The sequence below is a fragment of the Novosphingobium sp. CCH12-A3 genome, assembly GCF_001556015.1.
Lineage (GTDB): Bacteria > Pseudomonadota > Alphaproteobacteria > Sphingomonadales > Sphingomonadaceae > Novosphingobium > Novosphingobium subterraneum.
This window is the reverse complement of the sequence record NZ_LSIA01000183.1, coordinates 1-20180: the sequence shown is the minus strand read 5'-3', so window position 1 is coordinate 20180 and position 20180 is coordinate 1. Positions and strand designations below refer to the sequence as shown.

Below are 20180 nucleotides of genomic sequence, written 5' to 3'. Positions count from 1 at the left end.
GATCAAGCTCACCTACAAGGACTATCCCAAGGTTGCCGAAGGCTATGTCCTGCGCACCCATGTCGAGCCGATCGAGTTTGCACGCGATGCCGATGATGACGCCGAAACCGAAGGCGGCGGGCGCGAAAACAAGGACGAGCTCGAACTCGCGCCCACGCCTGAGGTCGACGAGGAACCGACGAAGTTTCATCCCGCGCCGCGACAGGAAGAACTGAACTTCACCGCCACGCAGGTAGAGCTAACGTCGGCACCGCAACCAAGCCTTGGCCGCTCGATGATCGCCAGCGCCGAGATCGTGAAGAGCGCAGCAACCATGCGCGCCAGCGAGACCGAAACCGCATCCAAGACGCCCCGCAGCGCCGGGCCGAAGGTCCCTGCCCAGCGGTCCACCCAAGCCGCCCGCGAACTTGCCGAAGCAATCGACCGCGACGTTTCGGCGGAACGCAAGATGGAACCGTCGCGACAGCCCGAGATCGATGTCCCCAGCCACGATGACGGGCCGGAGATGTAACCCATGCACTCCATCGCATCCGTCAGGTCGTCGAGCGGCGCAGCCGACTATTTCGCGAACGACAATTACTACACAGCCGATGAACACGCGGAAGCCGGGGTCTGGGGCGGCGAGGGTGCGCGCGCACTCGGACTTGAGGGTCAGGTCGAACGCGATCAGTTCGAAGCGATCTTGAATGGGCGCTTGCCCGACGGGGAGATGGTGGGTCAGGTCGAAGGGCGGCGTCTGGGCCTGGACCTTACCTTCTCGATGCCCAAGTCCGCCTCGATCCTGGCGCTGGTGAGCGGCGACAAGCGGATCCTCGATGCGCACCTCGCCGCCGTCAAATCGACCATGACGCAGCTCGTCGAAAAGCAGTTTGCCGAGAGCCGCAACTACGATCGTTCGCGCAGCGGCGAGCCGCAAAAGACTGGCAATCTCGTCTATGCACTGTTCGCCCACGACACGAGCCGCGCCCTCGATCCGCAGGGCCACATCCACGCCGTCGTCGCCAACCTGACGCGCGATCCGAAGGGCACCTGGAAGGCGCTGTGGAACGGTGAGATCTGGAAGAACAACACGACGATCGGCCAGTTCTACCATGCCGCCTTCCGCGCCCAGTTGCAGAAGCTTGGCTACGAGACCGAGGCGGCGGGCAAGCACGGCTCGTTCGAGATCAAGGGCGTGCCAAGCGAGGTCATCAAGGAGTTCAGCCAGCGCCGCGACGACATCCTGACCAAAGTCGAGGAACTGGGCATTGCATCACCGCAGGGACAGGACCGGGTGACGGTCAATACCCGCGATCCCAAACTCGCCGTCGAGGACCGCGCAGCACTCGTTCAGACTTGGCAGGATCGCTCTGCGGCACTGGGGTTCGATGGCAAGGCGCTCATCGCCGAGGCCAGGGCCCGCGCCGAGGTGCAGGCGCGCCCGACCTTCCGCGAAACGGCAACCGCAGCGCTCGGTGAAGTGTCGACCCGGATTGGCGCGGCGCTGCGCACGCCGAGCCCGCTGGCGGTGAGCGGCGCGGCGGCGCTGTTCCTCCCCGCAGACACGATCAAGGCGCAGCACGCGACGGCGTCGGCCATTCGCCATCTGTCCGAGCGCGAGGCGGCATTTTCGCCACAGGCGATCCTCAGTGCGGCGCTGGGCTTCCAGATCAAGGGTCTCGAAGGCGGCGCGGTCGCCCTGCGGATCGGCGAACTCATTCGCGAGGGCCATCTGATCCCCGGCAAGTCGGAGCGGCTCGACGGGCACTTCGATTTGGTCACGACGCCGGCGGCGCTGGCGATGGAGCAGCAGATTCTGGACCGGATAGATGCCGGCAGCGGCCAGGGCCGCGCGTTCATGCCGCCCGAAATTGCGATGGCGCGGCTTCAGGACGCGGCGCGCGAACTCGGCCAGAGCCGCGCCGGGGTCGATACCTGGCAGCTCAACGAAGGCCAATTGGCCGCAGGCGTCGCGATCCTTTCGGGCACCGATCGCTTCCTCAATGTCCAGGGGGTCGCGGGTGCGGGCAAATCGACGCTGCTCGGCGCGGTGGGCAAGGTGCTTGGCGATGAAGGCGTCAAGCTCGTCGGGCTCGCCTTTCAGAACAAGATGGTTGCCGACCTGCGCGGCGGTGGCGGTCAAGGCATGTCGGCCCAGCAGATGCGCGAGGTGGGGATCGAGGCCTACACGATCGCCAAGTTCCTCAGCACCTATGGCGGCGCTGCGGCCACGGGATCGGGCGAGCGCTTCGAGGCCGCCAAGGCGGCGCTCGCCAACACAGTCATCATTACCGACGAAAGCTCGATGGTCTCCTCGCGTGACATGCTGCGGCTGACTGCGCTGGCCGAGCAGCTCGATCTCGCCAAGGCGCCGTTCATGGGCGATCGCCAGCAATTGTCGGCGATCGAGCAGGGCAAGATGTTCGCCGTCAGCCAGGCCGCGGGGCAAGCAACCGTGCGGATGGACGAGAACATTCGCCAGAAGAACTCGCCCCTGCTGCTGGCGGTCGCCGGGCTCTCGAACGAGGGCCATGCGAGCCTCGCGCTCGAACTTCTTGCCGCGCACGGCCGCGTGATCGAAGCGGGGCCCGACCACGTCGCCCGCGCGGCCGAGCTGTGGCTGTCGCTCAGCCCTGACAAGCGCGAGGCGACCGCCATCTTCACCGCCGGGCGCGATGACCGTGCCGAGATCAACGCGCGGGTCCAGGCGGGGCTGCTCAAGGAAGGCACCCTCACCGGGCCGGGTCTCACTCTCACCTCTCTGCAGAGCGCCAACACCACGCGCGAAGAGCTGCGCTTTGCCTCGACCTACCGGGTGGGCCAGGTGTTCGACGCGCGGATGGACGTGCGCGAGCTGGGGTTGAAGCGCGGGGAGTACGAGGTCCGCGAGATCCGCAAGGACGGCATGGTCGTGCTCGAGGCTGGCGGGCGGCGCAAGGTCATCGACCCGACCCGCATCGATCCCGATCACTGCTTCGACCGCATCGGGCTCTACGAGCAGAAAGAGCTCAAGATCCATGACGGCGAGACCGTGTTCTGGCGCGACAAGGACCAGGGGCGGGACATTGCCAAATCGACCTACGCGACAGTGCTTGAGGCCCGGCCCGAAGCCGTACGGGTCGAGCTTGCCGACAAGCGGCAACTGGTGCTTGCGCCCGGCGACCCGATGCTGCGCCGGCTCGACCTCGGCTATGCGCTCAATGCCCACATGGCGCAGGGCATGACCAAGCCCGAGGCGATCGAGGTCATCTCTTCCTCCCAGCGCAACCTCGCGACCCAGCGCACGCAGAACGTGCTCAACACCCGCGCGACCGACGACATGATGGTTGTGACCAACAATCTTGAGGGGCTGAAGCAGCAGCTCGATCGCACGCCCGGGAACAAGACTTCCGCACTCGAGGTGACTGGCAGGCTTGAAGTCGAACCCCGCCACAATAACCCGATCGACGCGCGGCAGCTGCCCGAACTCAATATGAGCCCGGAGCTCAAGGCCAAGCTCGATGCCGTGCTGGGCATGGCACCCGAACCCCCGGTGCGGCAACTCCCCGTGCCTGAAAAGTCGCTGGGGCTCGACCTGTGAGGCGCTTCTCCGCCCTCGCCCCTGCTGCGGCGGCCCAGATGTTCGACCGCGCGCACTCCACGCTCGTCTGGCTGGCCGTGCTCGCCTTTGTCCTGCCCGAGCCTGCGGCGCGGGGCCTGGTCATCCTGGCGATGGTCGCGGTTGCCCTTGCTGCGGTGGCGGTCGCATTTCTTGCGCCGGCTGCGCCGGATCCAAAGCCCGATGCCGATCCCGAACCGCCCGTCAGCGAACCGATGGAGAGCGACCATGGCTTATGAACACGAGGAAGTCGGCGACTTTGCGAGCGAGCGCGATGCCCAGGATTGGGCGGAACGCAATAACATCGATCCCCAGGATCTCCACTTCCGCGCCCGCGGAAGGCGGGGCGTCACCCTGAGCGTGCGCCGGTCGGCGCTCGGGGATTCGTCGCGCGGCGACCTCTCATACGGCCGCCGGACCGGCTTTTTCTGAACCAAGGAGACTAGCCATGAAACGATATGCCTATCTGCTGGCGGGGCTGCTTGCGGCGGCCGCAACCCCTGCCCTCGCTGCCGAGCCCGCTTCCAGGGCGGCTGCGGCGTCAACGTTGATCCAGAGCCAGCTCGATAGCCGGGCCAACTCCGAACAGACCAGCTCTGACCAGACCAGGGCGACCCTCGCCCGCCTTCGCGAAGCGCTCGAGGCGCGCAAGCAGGCGCTGAAGGATGCGGCCACCCGAGCTCAGCAGGATGCCAATAGTCTCTGTCCGGACTGCCCGGACAAGGCGGCTCCTACCCATCACCATTCCGTCAGCGAAGAGCGCAAGGTCGACTGCATCCATTGCGTCGAGCAGGCCATCTACGCCTGACCGGAACGTCGGCGCGGTCCGGGCCACCTCCCACCGGGCCGCGCCGACCCTCTAAGTTGCTGCAATTGCGAATAAGGCGAACACTTGTCATGTTGCAGTTGCGACATGATTTTCTAGGGACACTTACCCAACTCGCTCCATTATAGAGTCATTTTGGCAAATTTAACTCGGTGCAATATTGACAGAATGTCTATATTGAACAATCGTTTGCGTTATTGGCTTCGGGGGCGGCTTTGATGCGCATGCAGCGACTTCTGATCGATCGAAGTACGCTCGACCTGATCGTCTCCGACGGCAATGATTTTCTTAATGTTCTGAATGCCGCCGGGCTCCACCAGGCCGCCAATCTGATGATGGCGGTGCTGCAGCAACTCGAGACCGACCAGTCGCGGTTAACCGAAGACGGTCCGCCCGCCGCGCCGACAAATTAGCCCTGGCCCATGTTCCTTGCGGGAACACCGAAGGGAACGAGGCGCCCGTCAGCTCCGGCCTCGCGTGTCCCCTGTCCGTAGAGGCGGCCATCGATTTCCAGGGTCGGCGCGATCCGGACCACGGAGGCAACCTCGCCTTCGTGCGATCCCATCCCGGCGATTGCTGCGAGCACGGCCTCGCGCGCCGAGTAGATGTCCTCGCGCATCAGCAGCCGGGCCATCGAGGCCGAGCGCTCGGCGATGGCGGTCGCGATCTTCTGGTGCATGCGAAGCGACTGCTCGGCATCCTCGGCACGCTGCGACCAGGCGATACGCCGGTGAAGCGCGTTGGGCAGCGCCATGCGCGTCATCTCGGCAACCTGCGGGATGCGCGACATGCGCATGACTTCGATGTGGAAGCGCAGGTTCTCGTGGATCACGCGCTCGAGGTCGTCGGGGCTGTCGGGCGCGGCTTCGCGGGCCTCGGCAACAAGCGCACCCAGAAGCGAAATCTCGGCCGCACTGGCGCGCGTCGCCGCCCGCGAGGCGGCATGACCCTCAAGGTTGGCGCGCATCTCGAAGAGATCCTCGACCTCTTCGGCTCCCCAGGTGCGCACGACGAATTCGCTGCGCGACTGGCGCGTCAGGTAGCCTTCGAAAGCCAGTGCATTGAGGACTTCGGCGATGGCGGCAGGGCGGCATTCGTAGAGTTCGCCGAGCTCGCCCTTGGGGATGAGCTGGCCGGGCAGATAGCGCGCTGACAGCACCCCGAACCTGAGTTCGAGGAACATGCGTTCAGCAAGTGAATGCGCCTTGGCCAAGTGACGAGCCCCCATGGGCGAGTTCTGGCCCGCCGCATAATTTCCCTCTCCATAGCACAGGATCGATTTGATTTCCGAATCCTGCCGCTTCGGATTATCCCGCTTTAGCGATGAGGGAGTAGTACGGAGCCTTGGGAACACGGACAAAATTGGACGGCGTACGAACAATTGCGTGTCCGGCGCAGAACCTCTTTGCTGTGCTTCGCGAGCCCCACAAGCGTCGCCGTTTCGACAGTCCGTCCAACATTCCCGGGCTGCACACCCTTGCGCTGGGCACCGCCGAGCATTTTGCCCAGGAGCTCGTCGACCTTGGCCTCCTTACCCGCGACCACGGCCGCTATTCGATCAACGACTGGACCATCGAGCGGATCGTCGAGCACCTCGTCCTTGCCGGCGCGATCCAGGCCATGGCCGCCGCGCAGGTCGCGGGCGTGGCGGCGAGCGCGGACTTCTCCCATCTCGAGCGGCTGAACGGCGTCCTGCGCGGCATGGACGACCGCGATCCGGGCAACCTCCTCGCCGGAGCCTACATCGACTACCAGTGGCACCTTGAGCTTGTGCGCATCAGCGGCAATCGGGCAGCACTCGCCGCCTATTCCAAGGCGATCCCGCCCGCGGTGTGGATTGCGGGGGCGAACTACTTCCAGCTTGAGGAAGCGCGCAGCTCGCTGACCGAGCACGAGCGGCTTGTTGCCTACATGAAGGCCGGCGACACGCTGCGGGCGCGCGATGCGGTGGCGTTCCATTTTGAGGAAGCCGCGTCCCAGATCCGGCGGGCCGGCGAAGCGCGGATCGAGAGCTATCCCGCCGGCGGCGCCTGACTTCCAGCGCGGGCGCGCTGCGAAAGGAGAGAGGATGCCGATAGGTTGCGGGGGCTCCAATTGTTCCTGGCACATGATTGAAAAGACAGTCCGTTCGGGGTAATCATGGTCAGGGCGAGGAGACCCTCGATGGACCATGATCGCTACGGACTGGATGGGAGGCCGATTTACCCTCGGCCCGGTCATTTCGACCACGTAACGGGACTTCAAATGCCGACTTTTCGCGGCAAAGCTGGAAGCTTGGGCCGTGGTGCCACTATCTTCCTTGTGATCCTGATGATCGCCGTGGGATCTGGACTTGCATATGCTTCTCGTCTGTTTGGCTAGCCTTTAGCCTCGCCGCTTCGCAACGTGGAGGTGGTCTCTTGCGGGATCGTCCTGAAATCGCTCAAAGTCGACAGCATAAGCGCTTCCGAGACGACTCTGGACCTTGGCAGCCCATCGCTCGCCCTGCTCGTTCGAGATGTTGTTGCCGCGAAAATCGAGCGCGCGATCGTCGTAATGGGCTGACCCGACCTTGTGCTGGGTGCTGTCATTGCCCGAGGTCACCACTGGTGTGGGCAAGCCAAGGGACCTTGCTTCTTCGGCGACCACGCCCATCGCCGGCACAAGCGCGCCGTCCATGTGACCGAGGCGCGCGCCGGGCTTGACATTGATGCCGAGCTCCTTGGCGAGGGCGGCCCCATCGACCGGTCCATCGGGGACAGCCATGAGCGTTCCCCCTTCGAGCGGCGAGGGCACAAGCGCGGGGGCAACCGTCCCTGACGGCAGTCGCGGCGTCCCCGGTATTCCCAGGTCTCCGTTCGAGCCCAGTGTCCCTGACCCCGCAATTGCCGCGACGTCGCTCAGCTCGTTGATGCGCTGGGCGCGCAGATCGCCCATCAGATCGTCCATGATAAACGCAATGGCCTGATCGCGGCGCGAGACGTCGCGGTAGTCGAGCCGCGGGTTGGACAAGTCCGGCAGGTGCCATTCGGGATGCTCGCGCTGCAGCGTCTCGTAACGGTCCTGGATGAGGTTCGACATGTCGCTCGAGATCTGGAAACCATGGGTCTCGGCATAACTTGCCTCCGACATCATCCGGCTGCCGATCTCGCGGTAGCGGGCGGCAGCCGCCCGCCGTTCCTCCGCTTCCGAGGTGCGCCAGTCGGTTCCATCGGTGCTGGTGCGCGAGCGCGAATGGTCGGTGTAATCGGAGCTCTGGTTGAAGGTGCCCGACGACTGGACGTCGCCGCTCGAGCCGCTGACAACCACGCGGTTGCTGGTCTCGTCCGACTTGTCGGTCCCCCGAATGGTCTGATTAGTTGCCGAGCGCTCGGTTCCGGCGGTTGCACCGTCGCCGCTTTCTCGCCGGCCCGAAAAGCCTCCAGACAGAGACGCTGAAACCCCGCTTCCCGCTTCGGATTCGAGTGGCGTGCCTACTGTACCCGTGCCGGTAAGCGATAGGCTTGTGCCGAAGGTGCGCCGATCGAAGTTGTTCGACGAGCGATTGTTCCCCTCGCGCAAGATCAGGTCGTTGTTGGTGACCTCGCGGGTAGAACTGCCCGAGGCACCTTCGACCACCAGGTTGCCGCCGACATTGTGCGTGTCCGAGGCGCGCGAGCCGTTCTCGCGGCGCGAACCCGATACGTCGCTGGTCGCGGTGACCGCGCTGCCGAACCGGCCCTTCGAACTGGTCCAGCTGGTCGAGGTGCCGTTTTCGATCTTGTCGGCCTCGTTCATGTACCACTGTCCCTGCGAGCGCAGGTCCGAGGCGTAGCCCCGCGTCATGGTCGGCTTGAACGGCAGCTGCGAGATCGCGGCATTGGTGTCGATCACCGTGTGGCCCGAGCCATATTCGTTGAACATTCGGCCATCGGCTTCGCGGAAGCCCGAGTGCGCGCTGCCTGCGAGCAGGTTCGGCGCCGTGTTCCACTGCGACATCTGCCGATTGTCGGCATTGAGATTGCCGTAGCTGACATCGCCATAGGCATAGTTGCCGGTGGTCCGCTCGAGCGCGGCGGCATCCGAACCCGCCTGGACCGGCGCGAGCATCGAGCCGAGGTTGTTCGCGACCGACATGGTGCCGCGCATCACCATCAGCGCCAGCACCGGAACAGACATCATCAGGAACCCCGCCATGGTGGCGACATCCTGATTGACCGCATCGATCCCCGCCCAGTTGGCGAGGTTCACGCTGCCGGCGGCAAGTGCGTTGGTCTGGCTGGCGAGCCGGTCCATGATGAACGAGTGGATGAGGACGTAGATCGGTCCCCAGGCCGAGAGGTAGAAGAAGCCCGAGAAGTAGCCCTTGAGCGTCGCGATCCCGGTGCGTGGGAAGAGCAGCAGCGGAAAGACGATCGGGAACAGCGCGTAAAACACCACAGTCAGCACGACGCCAAGCACCGGTATCCAGATCAGCCCCTGCTCGGCCGCTGTCGTCATCGCGTTACGGGTCTGGGTGTCCGCGCGCTGGAGCGCGAAGGAATCGGCGTCTGCATTTCCAAAATCGAGCTGCGCGGCCTCGAAGGCATCGACCATGCTCTTCTGCTTGAAGAACTGGTTCCGGGTCATCGCCGTCCCGGTCAGGAGCTGCGAGACCACCGGTACATCGGCGGCGAGCTTGGCCCCGGCGGCGGCCTGAGTGAGCTTGGGATACATGGTGTGGGCAAAGGGCAATGCGTAGGCATTGATTTGCCCATCCCATTGGTTGTTGATCAGCGTCCAGGCCTCGGCACAGGTCTTGCCCTCGATATCGACGGTGCCCGCGCCGGTGTCGGTCAGGTACTTCATCCCCCGGTTGGTTGCGGCATTGACCCCGAGCTCGGCCCAGAGATCGGGCGCTTCGCTGAGCAGCTTGAGGCTCTTCGTGCCGAGCAGGATATCGTAATAGGCGCACTGCTTGAGATAGCCGTCGACGTTCGCCTTGAAGACGGGATCGCGGATCTCGAAGCCGCGGACCTTGTCCCACATCCGCGCCCCGTAGACGAAGCCGCCGGTCGAGTAATTGAGCGCGGCGGGCATGACGAAGACGGTCTCGGCGGTGCGGGTCAGGTAGTCGCTGACCTGGCTGGTGAACGAGGCCATCGCGGCAAGGCCGATCGGCACGTTGGCAACGGTGGCAGGCGCTAACCCCGGGTTGACGCGGTCGGTGACCTTCACGGTCACGGTCGGGACCATCAGCACGAGATAGATGAGCGTCGACTGGATGAACCAGCGAAACCAGGCCCGCCAGTCGAGATCCATGGCGGTGACAAGCAGCGCGTAAATCAGCCCCATCACCATGCACACGCGGATCAGCGCCTTGAACCCGCCGGAACCGGTCCAGGCGGCGATCGCGTTGAAGGTGTTGACGAGGTAGTCGCCGCCCCCGACCGTGAAGACCTCGAGCATGAGGGGTGCCTTCCTTCGTCGCGGTCTACTGGACCTGTTGATTGAGGGTGCGCGAGAAGCGCAATGCTGCCGACATCTGCGGGGAGAGCTGCGTGCGCAGGGTCTTCTCCAGCATCTGCGTGCGCTGGATCAGCGCGAAGGTCTGGTCAAAACGCTGCGAGGTGCGCGCAGCGATCCCGAGGAAGTTGCGCCGGGTCTCGTAAAGCCCCTCGCGCCATTCGCGTAAGGAATCCGCGTCCGCCCCGTTGAAGTCCGAGCGTGCGTTCACCGCCATGTCGATAAAGCGCATGGTCATGGTGGTGACGAGATCGACCGCGACAATTTCCGAAAGGTCGTTGATCTCCTGCGCGGAAATGCCGAACTCGGCCGCGGCGCTCACCGTGATGATCTTGTAGACCGGCACGCTCGCCATGCCGAGGAGTTGGACCTCGGCCGGGGTCAGCGAAGCGCCGGGATCGCGCACCTTCAGCGCCATGCTCTCGATCAGGGTGCGGACCCGCGCTTTAATCGCCGCGTTGGGACCAATAACCATGTCGGTCTCGGTGGGCGCCATGCACTTGGTGGTATCGCCCCCGCAGCTCCAGTACTTGTGCGGGGTAGCCGATGTGCCATCGAGCATGGCGCTGATCAGCGCGGGATCGGCGGGGCCGATGAACTGGACCCGCGGTTTGCCGCCCGAGCCTTGCGGATCGTAGATCACCGTGCCGACGAGCGTCATCAGGAACTCGCGGAACTGGGTGTCGAAGCCGCCGTACTTCTTGCCGAGCGCCTCCCAGGTGTAGTTGTTCGGCATTCCGGCCTGTTCCTTCATGTCAGGGTCGGAATTGGCGCTCTTCAGCGCCTCGCGCTGACCGCCGTTGTTGCATTGCTGGCGCGCGCGGGCCCAGTCGGAGACCGCGCCCTGGCTGTTGGCGATCGCCTCGCAGATCACCGAGGACGCCGTGTCGGTCTTGGGCCACAGCCCGCCGACCAGCGCCTGCGCGGTCTCGCACGACGAGATGTTCATCTGGTTCATCTGCTGAACCTTCTGGGCAAGCTCATCCATGACCTTGCCGATCTCGGGCGAAATCGTGTCGATCGCGAGCTTGAAGGCAAAGCCCAAGGCATTGTTGGCCGTGGCCTTGAGCATGGCGACGAGTTCGGCGGTGTTGATGAACGAGAAGCTCCCGGCAAAGAGGTCGATGCCGCCGCAGCCAGCGCGGGCATGGGGCAGCTGGATATTGAAGGGCTGGATGTTCTTCTGGGGGAAGCGCGACCAGACCGAGCCCATCGAGTAATAGCCTGCCGACTGGCCCTGGTAGGCGCTGGGGCCGGTGACATTGGCCTGGGCTCCCATGTCCGACATGAAGCTCTGCATCTCGCCTTCGACGCCAGCGAGCGCCGGCGTCGGCGAGGCCATGAGTACAGCCGCGCCGATCACGGCGCCAAGCGCGCGGCACGAGACCTGATTGAGCCGCGCGCGCATCAGTAGTCGCTCCCGGGCTGAACCTGGGTCAATTGGAACACGCGGTCCATGATTTCGTCCTGGCTGAGGATGCCGTAGCCGATCGGCATTGGCTGCTTGGTGACGGAATCGAACAGCACCAGCGCCGGGACCTGGCGTTCGGTGCCCATCCCAAGCTTCTCGTACTGCCCGCTATCGACCATGTAGCCGGGGAAGGTCGCCGACGGGCCGCCGTCCATCGACACCGCGAGGACGGCAAGCCCGAACTTGTCGCTCACCGCTTTCAGGATCGGCGAGAAGATGTCGCAGGCGCCGCAACTCGAGGAGAAGAAGTAGAACACCCCATAGCGCTGCGAGAGCGCCCCCATCACGCGGTCGCGGTCGGACTTGCGCTGGTCGATCCACGCGCGCTTGCCGAGCGTCGAGACCGGGCGCTGCAGTGTGTAGTCGAGTCCGGGATCCTGCCACAACGCGCGCTGCCACACGTCGGCGAACATCGAGGAGCGGTCGAGCTGCTCGCGCTGGAAGCGCACATAGGCGGTGACGTTTTCCGGGCTCGGCTCGAGGATCGCGCGCGCCTTCAGTTCCTCAAGCTGGGTGCCGATTGCGGCGAGGCGCTGGCGCGCCGGCGGCTGCGTAGCCGTGGTGGCCTTGCGCGGCTCCTCCCTCGGCTTCTCGCAGTAGAACCAGGTCCCTAGCTTGCGCTCCTTGCAGTAAAGCGCGTCCTCGGACTGCTTGACCTCGACGCCGTCCTCATTGGCAGCGTGAAGCGGGGCCGTGCCGGAAAGCATCAGGCTGACGCCGAGGCACAGGGCGGCAATGCGGTGTCTGTACATGTGGCGGGGGTTCATGATCCGCTCCTCTCGAATTCCTTGATCAGTGACATGAAGACAGCGAGGTCGAGCAGGCGGCGGCCGCCGTCGAGCATTCGCACCAGCGCGTGGGTGAACGGGGTGAGCGCGGCGGTGCCTGCCTCGCTCAGCGTGTAGGTCTCGGCATCCGGCGCGATCCAGCCACGGCCGAGCATGGCATCGAGCGGCCCCTTCAGCGCGCGGGCGCGCACCGGCCGGTCGAACCAGGCCGAGACTTCGGTCGCCAGTTCGCCCGCGCTTTGCGGTGCGCGCCGGGAGAGCGCCATGCCGAGGCAGAACTCGACCATGCTCATGTCCGCGATTGCGCCGAAAGCGCTGAGCGGGACAACCTTGGCGCCAGGTTCTGAAGGGGGCGAAGTGCCCCCGCCGTTACGGCTTGTGGGCGGCATAGTAGGCCTCGATCTTTGCCTGGATCTCGATGAGCGTGGCGGCCTCGTCGGGGAGCTTCGCTGCATCGACGAACTCCGCGTAGATCTCCCTGAAATCCATCACCGAGAGGTCGAGCTGCTGGAATTCGAAGATCGTGAACCCATCGCAGAGCGGCTTTTTCGGCGTGCCCCAAGTCTTGCCGATCTGCGGGCGGCCCTGCTCCTGGAGGATGCGGCTGATCTTCGACTGAAAGCAGCAATAGACGTCGCGCTTGGTGAGGCAGATGCCAAGAAAGCTCGACGAACAGTAGGTGCCGATCTTGTGGCACAGGCCGGCATCGTCCTTCTGGTCGAGCAGGACTTCGAACGGGCTGCACAAGAGCGGGGTCAAGAGCGGCACGCCCTTGCCCGAACAGCAATTGGCGAGCCCGAAGACCTTGTGCGCGCAGCTCTCGGCGGTGCCCTTGAACAGGGTCAATGTGCTCTCGTCGAATTCGGCGTTGGCCTGGCCGAGCGCGTTGAGCGCCACGACCGCATCCTTGAACTCGTCGGAGGCCTCGCGCACGATCGGCTCGCAGTCGCCATTGACGCAGTAGACGTCGCCGCCGCAGATATACTGCGCAGGCTGCTGGGTGCTCCCCGGGATCGGGCACTTGTAGACCCGCTCGGCAACCTTGCACGAGCCGTCGGCGCTTGGCGGATCGTCGAGACAGGTCTCGTGGTCGAAAGTGCAGCCCGGGGCCGCATCGAGCTTGCCGCAGTCGTTGCCGCCACCGACCACGGTCTGGCACTGGTAGGTCTTCGTAGCTTCCCAGCAGGGCCGGGTCACCGGCACGCCGTCGATCAGCCGGGTCTCGCCCGGCGCGGTGCAGGTCTCGCTGGCGAGCGTACAGGTGCCGAGGTCGAGAGAACAGGCATTGTCGGTCCAGGTTTCGGTGAACCACTTCGAGACCGAGCTTTCGGGCACGATCCCGGCGACATTGGAGCTGCAGGCATAGACCTCTTCGGGGGCGGCCGGCTCGGCGCAGGTGAGGTAGCCCCCGCCGCCGAAGGGATCGCCGATGAAGTCCCAGGTCTTGCACAGCTGCCGATCGGTCAGGCCTGCGGCGCTTGGGCTGCTCCGGGTGCAACTGCGCTCAGACGCGAGCGAGCCGCATTGCTGAAGCCCGGTCACATATTGCAGCGGGAAGCCGGTCACCGGATCGAAGGTCAGCGCGGCGGTCAGGCCTTCGTTGTTGCAGCGGTAGACGTTGCTGACGACCTGGAAAGCGTTGGCCGGCGGGGGCTTGGGCACAGTTCCCATGAGATAGACGTTGGGATCGGTGACGGAGCCATCGCAGTCGTAATAATCGACGGTGAGATTGTACTGCGGCACCGGATAGGTTCCGGTTTTCCGGCATAGGCTATTGCCCTCGAGGGAGGCGCAGCCGGCAAAGCTTGGGCTTGTGACGCAGAGGTACTGGTAAAGCGTCTCGTTCCACGCCGAGACCGAGAGGCTGCGCGTGCAGGTCTTGGGCTGTTCGACCACCGTCGAACCGACATTGCAGGTCCACTCGGCCATGTTGGATGTGCCGGAGCCCGGGGGTAGCGGTACGCAGTTGCCGGTCGAGCCGTCAGCGCTCATGCCTTGCAGATAGGCGTTGGGATCCTCGGTGACCGTGTTGGCGCGCGAGAGGTCGCTGCGCTTCACATCGACGGTAGGGCGCGTGGTAGAATTGGCGGTGCGATAGGCATCGCTGCCCACACCAGCAGCGGCTCCATCGGCATACATATTGCCGGGGTTGTCGTAATACTGGGTGAGCCCGGGATAGTTCGCCTGGTAGCTCGGAATCTGCCCAGCAGCGCCCGGCGCGTCGGTGATCCCCTGGTTGGCGCCTCGGACCGCCGATCCAAGATCGCGGGCCTGCGCCTTCGCTTCGTCCCAGGTCATGGTGGCAGGCGCGGAAGGCGGTGGGGGTGCTGGCAGGGGAACGCCGGGGTCGATTGCGGGCGGAAGCGCGGGTTGCGGCTCGATGAGGTCGTCGGGCGGCGGGATATAGACCTGCGCGTGTGTACCGGTTGGCGCGAACAGCGCGATCGTGAAGAAGTAGGCGGCAAGAAGGGCCGCGGTTCGCCGACGATTGCGCAAGCCCCGCCCACCCATCTCACTGGCCCTTGGTCAGTTGGGCGAGCGCTACGCGCGCGACGCCGGCACCGGGACCGCCGCCGCCAGCAAAGGTCTCGAGCGCGTATTCGACCGTGACGTTTCCGGTGATGCGGTCGTGATCGGGTGCCCTGCTGGTGCAGTCGAGCCCATCGCACAGCTCGTATTCGCGGCCCGCGGCAACGAAGGTCGGGGCCGCCGTGACCTTGAAGGCGCGGAACAGGCGTGGGTCGATCGCGATGTGGGCTTCCTCGCCCTCATTGGTCACCACCCGCTTCAGCCCTTCGGCAAAGGCCTTGGTGCTCCCGCCCGGAAAGCCGCGGAACACCACTACCCCGCCGGCCTTCGTCGTGTCGGCAATCAGGCGGGTGAGTGATGCCTCGGGCATCGACAGGCTGGCAAAGACGATGAACATCGGCCCCTCGCCCATCGGCGTCCTGGTATTGGCGGCCGCGCCGCTCAGCAGTTCGTCGAAGTCGACCGCGCCGCCCGGACCCTTGGGAAGATCGGCCGGATTGATGCGGCCGACGGCGGCGAGGCCCTCCTCGCGCAGCTGCTCGGCTTCACCGCGGTGGGCCTCGCCCTTGCCTGCAACGTCATCGACCAGGGTCTGCGCATCGGCCGTCGCTTCGGTTCCGCGCGCTTTCACGGCCTTCAGGTCGAGGCCGTCTATGGTCTGGGCAAGTGCGGCCGAGACCGCGGTCAGGGCGAGGAAGCCAGCAAGTCCAAGGAGCCGAGATTTGTGCGGGAGCCGCGCGAAAGTCATGGGTGTCCTCACAGCATGCAGCAGTTGCGCTTGCGCCAGACGAGGTAGCCAAAGTCCTCGCCCTTGACGGGGTAACCCTTGCCGGTCTGGGGGATGATAGTGGCCGCACCGACCGGAGCGCAGGCGTAGCGCCCCTTCACCGTCGAGATCGGATTGGTCATCTGCAGCCGGTATTGCTGCTTCCTCATCACCGGCATCAGGTACTTGTGGCACAGCGCCTTGGACCCCATGGTTCCCCAGGCCAGCGCCTCGCGATGCATCTTGTAGAGCATCCGTTCGGCGACGAGCCGCGAAGCCTGGATCGGGGTGACATGGGCCGAGACGTGGCCATTGAGCGGATACATCCCGCCGTTGCAGCCCGCGCACCAGAACATCTGGTCGATCGGAAGCTTCGCGGTCGCTGCGACGCAGTCGGCCGCGCAGGCCGCGGTGGCGATAGGGTTGGCGAAGAGCGCCACCTCGGGGTTGATGATCGAGGTCAGCGCCGAATCCTGCCACAGCGGGTCGATCTCGGTCACATAGGCGACGTCGAAAGTGGTCTGCTCGAAACAGAGAAAATCGGTCAGGATCTCCATCCAGTAGAGCAGCGGATAGACGTAGTAATGTGACTGCCACCGCGAGGAGTTTTGCGTTTTGCCGCCGATCTGGCTGCGCCCCTGGACGTGGCCGTGGCCGATGTCGAAACCGGGATTGAGCCGGATCCCGCCGAGGTTGGGAAAACACCACGACTTGTTTGTGACATCGACGAGGCGCACCGGCTCCCAGAAGCCCACCGAAATGCCGATGCGGGGGATCGGCGAGCCGCAGGCGCACAAGGGGAACGAGGGGTTCTTGGGGTCGGGCCGCGAACCCTTCCAGATCGAGAGACCGCCGATCGAAAGCGGGAACAGGCACGACCAGCACACATCCGTGATCGGATTGATGAACTTGCCGTGGCAGGTAACCGTATCCGCCCGCGCGGGGCTGGTTCCGGCAAAGGCGAGCGCGAGCGCGCCGAGCAGCGCCATGAATCTCGCGGGAACACGCATCATGGCCGCACCTCCCGCCCAAAGACATCGTCGGCGCGCGCCTTGGCGCGGAAATAGACGAGCCCGTGGAGCAACGCGGCGAGTCCAAGCAGCAGTGCTGGAAGCCCCGCCCATGGCCCCAGCAGCGCTTTGAGCACCGGAAGCAGCATCACCGCGAGTGCCAGTGCCCAGCACAGCGCCATCCAGAGCCGGCGCATGCTCCGCAGCGTTCGCGTTTCGGGCGCTGCCATCGGGGTCTTGAGGAATGCGACGAGGGGATGGGTCATGAGCCTTTGCCTCCGCTTGGGGTCCCTGCCTCGCGCGGCAACGGCACTTCGCTGATCTTGAGACTGGAGCCGGCTGCACTTACCACCGCAGGGGTGTGCCGGATGCCGAACTTCGTGGTGAGCGTGCCGCCCTGGTCGAAGTAGAAGCGACGCTGCCACGGCTTCATCGCGTCGAAGGGCGAGCCCGAGACGAAGATGATCTTGGCCGCCGTGTCGCTCCAGGTCCGCAGCGCCCATTGCAGCTCAGCTGCATTGTCGCCGTCGACGAACACCAGCGCCTGGCGCAATTGGACCATGTCGAGCGGATTGACCCTGGTGCCGCGCGCCGCGATCAGGTTGCCCTTGGCGTCGACGATATCGTCCTCGGTCACTATCGAGGGATCGAACAGCCACTCGCGCTTCACGCTTGCCGGGGTCATGCCATCGACCCGCTTGGGCCGCCGCACGCTCGCCACGGCTTGTTCCTGCATCTCGCGCTGCAGCCGCTCGATCCCGCCATTGGCCTCGAGGGTCCTGAGCCTAGTCTCGATAGTTGAGAGCAGATCGGTCTCGATGATCGGAAAGGTCTGACCCATCTGGCCGTAGTCGGCAGCCCTGACGGCCGAGATCAGTGGCCAGCCAATCAGCAGCGCGGCACCGCCCGCGGCGGACAGAAGGGCCAACCGGCTCACAGCACCGAGTCCCCGGTGCCGATGATGCGTGCCAAACAGACGAAGCCGATGTCGGCGTAGCGGCTATCCAGCCCGTCCTTGTGCTCGGTCCCGACATAGTAGCAGTGCTCGGGAATGCGGCCCGTGGGGCCAGGCTCCAGCCTCTCGCCGCGCGAACTGACCGGCTTCAGGCGTGCGACCTCGGCGCCGTTGATCCGCACCACGCCGCCCTCGCGGGTGACCATGTCACCCGGCATGCCGTAGACGCGCTTGGCAAATGGCGGCGAGACCTTCCCGAAATGAGCGGTGATGAGCTGCGTCTGCGGCGGCGCAAACACCACGAAGTCCCCGCGCGCCGGGCGGCGGTGCTTGTCGATCCAGAAGGCCCAGTTGGGGAGCGATTGGGTCGTGTTGATGAGGATCGCATGATCGTCGCGCCAGGTCGCCAGCGAGGAACTGGCCGCCAGCGTCGCCGCAAGTACGCCGATCACCAGCCAGCGCCGGGCGTGCGAGGATCGCGGGGCTTGGAGCTCAGTTGACGGGAGCACTGCCCTGCCCTCCAATGGCGGCGCCCGGCATCGCGGCCGCTGCTTGCGAGGCCCCCTGCCCGCTCATCGCCGCGCGCATTGCGCCCATGACCTCGCCCGTCGAAGCATTGGCAGCTTGGGGCATCTTGACCTTTGCATAGACTTCGCGGCGGACCTCGGCGGTGATGTCGGGGACATTGCCGGCGAGCACGGCTTCGCCCACCAGCACGATCTGGCCTGATGCACCGCGGCGCTCGAGGTTCTTCTGGACCTCGCCCATGAACGCGCGCGTCTCGGTGGTGACCTGCTCGGGCGGGGTGGCCGAGCGGGCCTGGGCCTGGACATATTCGCCGACGATGCCGGAGAGCTGGACCTTGGCGATCGCCGGCCGGTCCCCTGCCCCCAGCACGTTCTTGGTGACCCAGGCGCCCCAAAGTCCTGCGGCAACGAGTGCGCCGACCAGCGCCACGGGAACCAGTCCGATGCGGGCGCGGGGCGTGCTCACCTCGGCCTCGAACAGCGGGCCGGCGGTGGTGCTGGCCGCTGGACTTGAGGGCGTGCGGGGGCTTCTAGCCATGATGGTTCTCCCTGAACTTTGAGGTGGCCGCAGCCCCGCGCGCGAGCAGCGAGTGGCGGCGAAAGAAGCCGACTGCGGCGAAGAGCCCGGCGCTGGTCAGCCAGAAGAAATGGGCGAAGCGGTCCTGGCGCTCTGCGCTCGCGGCGACATAGCGCGAAGCGAAGTTTTCGAGCTGGAGCATTGTCCCGCCGAAGCTGAAGTTGCCGAGCGCCGCGAAGAACAGCAGCCACAGCGCCGCGACGCAGGCGAAGGTGACCGCGAGCCAACCTACGAGGCGCAGGCCGTGGTAGCAGGCATCGGCGAGCCGCCTCGGCCGGCGGGGCGAGGCGAGAAGCGCGATCATTCCGCCGCCTCGGCAAGTTCGCCGTCCGTAAAGTCGGGGGCGCCGGGCTGCGGCGGCACGAAGTCGGGAAAGGCCACCCGCTCGATCGCATCGGGGAGCGGCAGGCCGGCGCGCACCTTCTCCTCGATCTCGGAGAAGACCCGCGGGCTCGATGAGTAGAGCGTTGCCGAATAAGGATCGAGCACGAGCCGGCCGACCGCGAGCGTCTCCGGTCCCTTGATCAGGACGTCGGAATACTCGGTGCCATTGCGCTTCAGCGAGCGCAGCAGGCTCTCGGTGTAGTGGTCCATCTCGAAGCGCTGGTGCTTGGCGAGATCATTGATCGTCTCCTCCTTCTGCTGGAGGACGATCGACCAGTCGGAGTTCTCAAGCGCGGCGAGCGAGCCTTCGGACTTGTAGAAATCGTTCAAGGACTGGGTCGCGGTGATCAGCGAGCCGCCATACTTGCGGCAGGTGCGGGCATAGGTTTCGATCGCCTGGCCCATCTGCCCGCCGCCCAGGAGCTGCCAGGCCTCGTCGATCATCGTCAGCTTGGGCACCGAACGGTCGAGATCGCGCATGACCCGCAGTGTCAGGAACATGAGCGCAGTGAGCGCGACCGAGCGCAGTTCGGGCTTCGATGAGAGGTCGGAGAGCTCGAACACGGTGAGGCCCGCCGAGAGATCGATCGAGCAGGCCCCCTCGAAAAAGCGACCGTATGTGCCGCCCTTGAGGAACGGCGACATGGCATCGGCGAGATCCCCGGCAAAGGGCGATGGCAGGGAGCGAAGCGCGGCGGCAACGTCGTCGATGCTGCCTGCGCGCTGCCTTTCGCGCCAGACGCTGCTCACCGCGGAATCGATCAGACCGCGCTCGGTGTCGGACAGACGGTCCTGCTGGCGCGCCATCTGACCGACGATCGACTTCAGCATGGCGAGGCATTCGACCTCGTAGTCCTCGCCGTCCTCGTCCGAGGACAGCGCCTCGCCATCGATCATGTCGAACGGGTTCAATGAGAAGCCCGAGGAAAGCTTGAACTCGACGAAGGCACCGCCGAAGGCCTTGGCCATGTGCTCGAACGAGCGCCCGTCGTCGATCACGATGACCTTGGCCCCGGCGCCTGACATTGCCGCGCAGACGTCCTGCAGGAAGACCGACTTTCCCGAGCCCGATTTGCCGAACACCGCGACGTTGTGATTGCCCGCCGCGTTCTGGAACGGCGACCAGAAGAAGGGCTGGCCGCGCCGTCCGATCAACAGCACGTGCGGAATGTGCCCGCCGGTATGCTCGCCCTGGAGCGGCGCGATCGAGGCGGCCGTCGTCGTCAGCATGGTCTTGAAGCGCTTCATGCGCCTAAGAGTCGGATTCGAAACTAATTCGTTGAATGACAGTGTCTTGCGGCACGCCG

General features: G+C 65.2%; 20 protein-coding genes and 1 pseudogene. 7 read left to right on the top strand and 14 right to left on the bottom strand.

The genetic code is table 11. The features are described 5' to 3' along the window. From AX703_RS27965 to AX703_RS14365, 6 genes and pseudogenes are all read left to right on the top strand, one after another. Positions 1-511, top strand: a pseudogene (locus AX703_RS27965) (conjugal transfer protein TraD); the annotation flags it as partial. A gap of 3 nt (positions 512-514) precedes the next feature. Then, on the top strand, positions 515-3559 hold the full coding sequence (gene mobF, locus AX703_RS14385; protein ID WP_062345034.1) for a MobF family relaxase: 3045 nt from the start codon (positions 515-517) through the stop codon (positions 3557-3559). Further along, positions 3556-3816, top strand: coding sequence for a hypothetical protein (locus AX703_RS14380; protein ID WP_156452070.1), 261 nt, complete (start codon positions 3556-3558; stop codon positions 3814-3816). The genes mobF and AX703_RS14380 overlap by 4 nt, the downstream gene beginning before the upstream one ends. Continuing rightward, positions 3806-4009, top strand: coding sequence for a hypothetical protein (locus tag AX703_RS14375; RefSeq protein ID WP_062345031.1), 204 nt, complete (start codon positions 3806-3808; stop codon positions 4007-4009). The genes AX703_RS14380 and AX703_RS14375 overlap by 11 nt, the downstream gene beginning before the upstream one ends. A gap of 16 nt (positions 4010-4025) precedes the next feature. Continuing rightward, the gene (locus AX703_RS14370; protein ID WP_062345029.1) at positions 4026-4385 is read left to right on the top strand and encodes a hypothetical protein; all 360 of its coding nucleotides are present in this window, start codon (positions 4026-4028) and stop codon (positions 4383-4385) included. Between the two features lie 242 nt (positions 4386-4627). After that, entirely contained in the window at positions 4628-4816 is a 189-nt protein-coding gene (locus tag AX703_RS14365; RefSeq protein WP_062345038.1) for a hypothetical protein, read from the top strand. On the opposite strand, the gene AX703_RS14360 is transcribed toward AX703_RS14365, so the two are convergent. Next, entirely contained in the window at positions 4813-5631 is an 819-nt protein-coding gene (locus AX703_RS14360) for a GntR family transcriptional regulator (RefSeq protein WP_231735546.1), read from the bottom strand. The genes AX703_RS14365 and AX703_RS14360 overlap by 4 nt on opposite strands. Before the next feature lie 182 nt (positions 5632-5813). Here AX703_RS14360 and AX703_RS14355 point away from each other — a divergent pair, with 182 nt between their 5' ends. Beyond that, positions 5814-6437, top strand: coding sequence for an FCD domain-containing protein (locus AX703_RS14355; RefSeq protein ID WP_231735545.1), 624 nt, complete (start codon positions 5814-5816; stop codon positions 6435-6437). Between the two features lie 330 nt (positions 6438-6767). Here the strand turns inward: AX703_RS14355 and AX703_RS14350 are convergent, their stop codons facing one another. The 13 genes from AX703_RS14350 to AX703_RS14290 all read right to left on the bottom strand — a co-directional run. Then, entirely contained in the window at positions 6768-9809 is a 3042-nt protein-coding gene (locus AX703_RS14350) for a conjugal transfer protein TraG N-terminal domain-containing protein (RefSeq protein WP_062345023.1), read from the bottom strand. A 25-nt stretch (positions 9810-9834) separates the two neighbouring features. Then, positions 9835-11274, bottom strand: a complete 1440-nt coding sequence (locus tag AX703_RS14345) for a conjugal transfer protein TraH (protein WP_062345022.1) — start codon at positions 11272-11274, stop codon at positions 9835-9837. Then, complete coding sequence (gene traF, locus AX703_RS14340; protein WP_255355068.1) at positions 11274-12104, bottom strand: conjugal transfer protein TraF; 831 nt, start codon at positions 12102-12104, stop codon at positions 11274-11276. The genes AX703_RS14345 and traF overlap by 1 nt, the downstream gene beginning before the upstream one ends. Then, positions 12101-12418 carry a hypothetical protein gene (locus AX703_RS14335; RefSeq protein ID WP_062345019.1) on the bottom strand — a complete coding sequence of 106 codons (318 nt, stop codon included), beginning with the start codon at positions 12416-12418 and terminating at the stop codon, positions 12101-12103. Before AX703_RS14335 ends, traF begins: the two co-directional genes overlap by 4 nt. 76 nt (positions 12419-12494) lie before the next feature. Continuing rightward, positions 12495-14636 (bottom strand): conjugal transfer protein TraN, encoded by a 2142-nt coding sequence (gene traN / locus AX703_RS14330; RefSeq protein WP_062345013.1) that lies wholly within the window; start codon positions 14634-14636, stop codon positions 12495-12497. 1 nt (position 14637) lies between these two features. Further along, positions 14638-15402, bottom strand: coding sequence for a type-F conjugative transfer system pilin assembly protein TrbC (trbC, locus tag AX703_RS14325; protein WP_062345011.1), 765 nt, complete (start codon positions 15400-15402; stop codon positions 14638-14640). A gap of 8 nt (positions 15403-15410) precedes the next feature. Next, complete coding sequence (traU, locus tag AX703_RS14320; RefSeq protein ID WP_062345009.1) at positions 15411-16433, bottom strand: conjugal transfer pilus assembly protein TraU; 1023 nt, start codon at positions 16431-16433, stop codon at positions 15411-15413. Further along, a complete protein-coding gene (locus tag AX703_RS14315; RefSeq protein WP_062345008.1) occupies positions 16430-16696 on the bottom strand; it encodes a hypothetical protein in 267 nt (88 codons plus the stop codon). The genes traU and AX703_RS14315 overlap by 4 nt, the downstream gene beginning before the upstream one ends. Then, positions 16693-17367, bottom strand: coding sequence for a type-F conjugative transfer system protein TraW (gene traW / locus AX703_RS14310; protein ID WP_082734606.1), 675 nt, complete (start codon positions 17365-17367; stop codon positions 16693-16695). The genes AX703_RS14315 and traW overlap by 4 nt, the downstream gene beginning before the upstream one ends. Next, the gene (locus AX703_RS14305) at positions 17364-17837 is read right to left on the bottom strand and encodes a S26 family signal peptidase (RefSeq protein WP_082734605.1); all 474 of its coding nucleotides are present in this window, start codon (positions 17835-17837) and stop codon (positions 17364-17366) included. Before AX703_RS14305 ends, traW begins: the two co-directional genes overlap by 4 nt. 40 nt (positions 17838-17877) lie before the next feature. Further along, a complete protein-coding gene (locus AX703_RS14300) occupies positions 17878-18450 on the bottom strand; it encodes a type-F conjugative transfer system protein TrbI (RefSeq protein WP_062345004.1) in 573 nt (190 codons plus the stop codon). Next, positions 18443-18793: a hypothetical protein gene (locus AX703_RS14295; RefSeq protein WP_062345002.1), complete on the bottom strand. Its 351-nt coding sequence runs from the start codon at positions 18791-18793 to the stop codon at positions 18443-18445. The genes AX703_RS14300 and AX703_RS14295 overlap by 8 nt, the downstream gene beginning before the upstream one ends. Then, on the bottom strand, positions 18790-20180 hold a 1391-nt coding region (locus AX703_RS14290; protein ID WP_197423730.1), incomplete at its 5' end, for a DUF5934 domain-containing protein. The genes AX703_RS14295 and AX703_RS14290, both read right to left, overlap by 4 nt.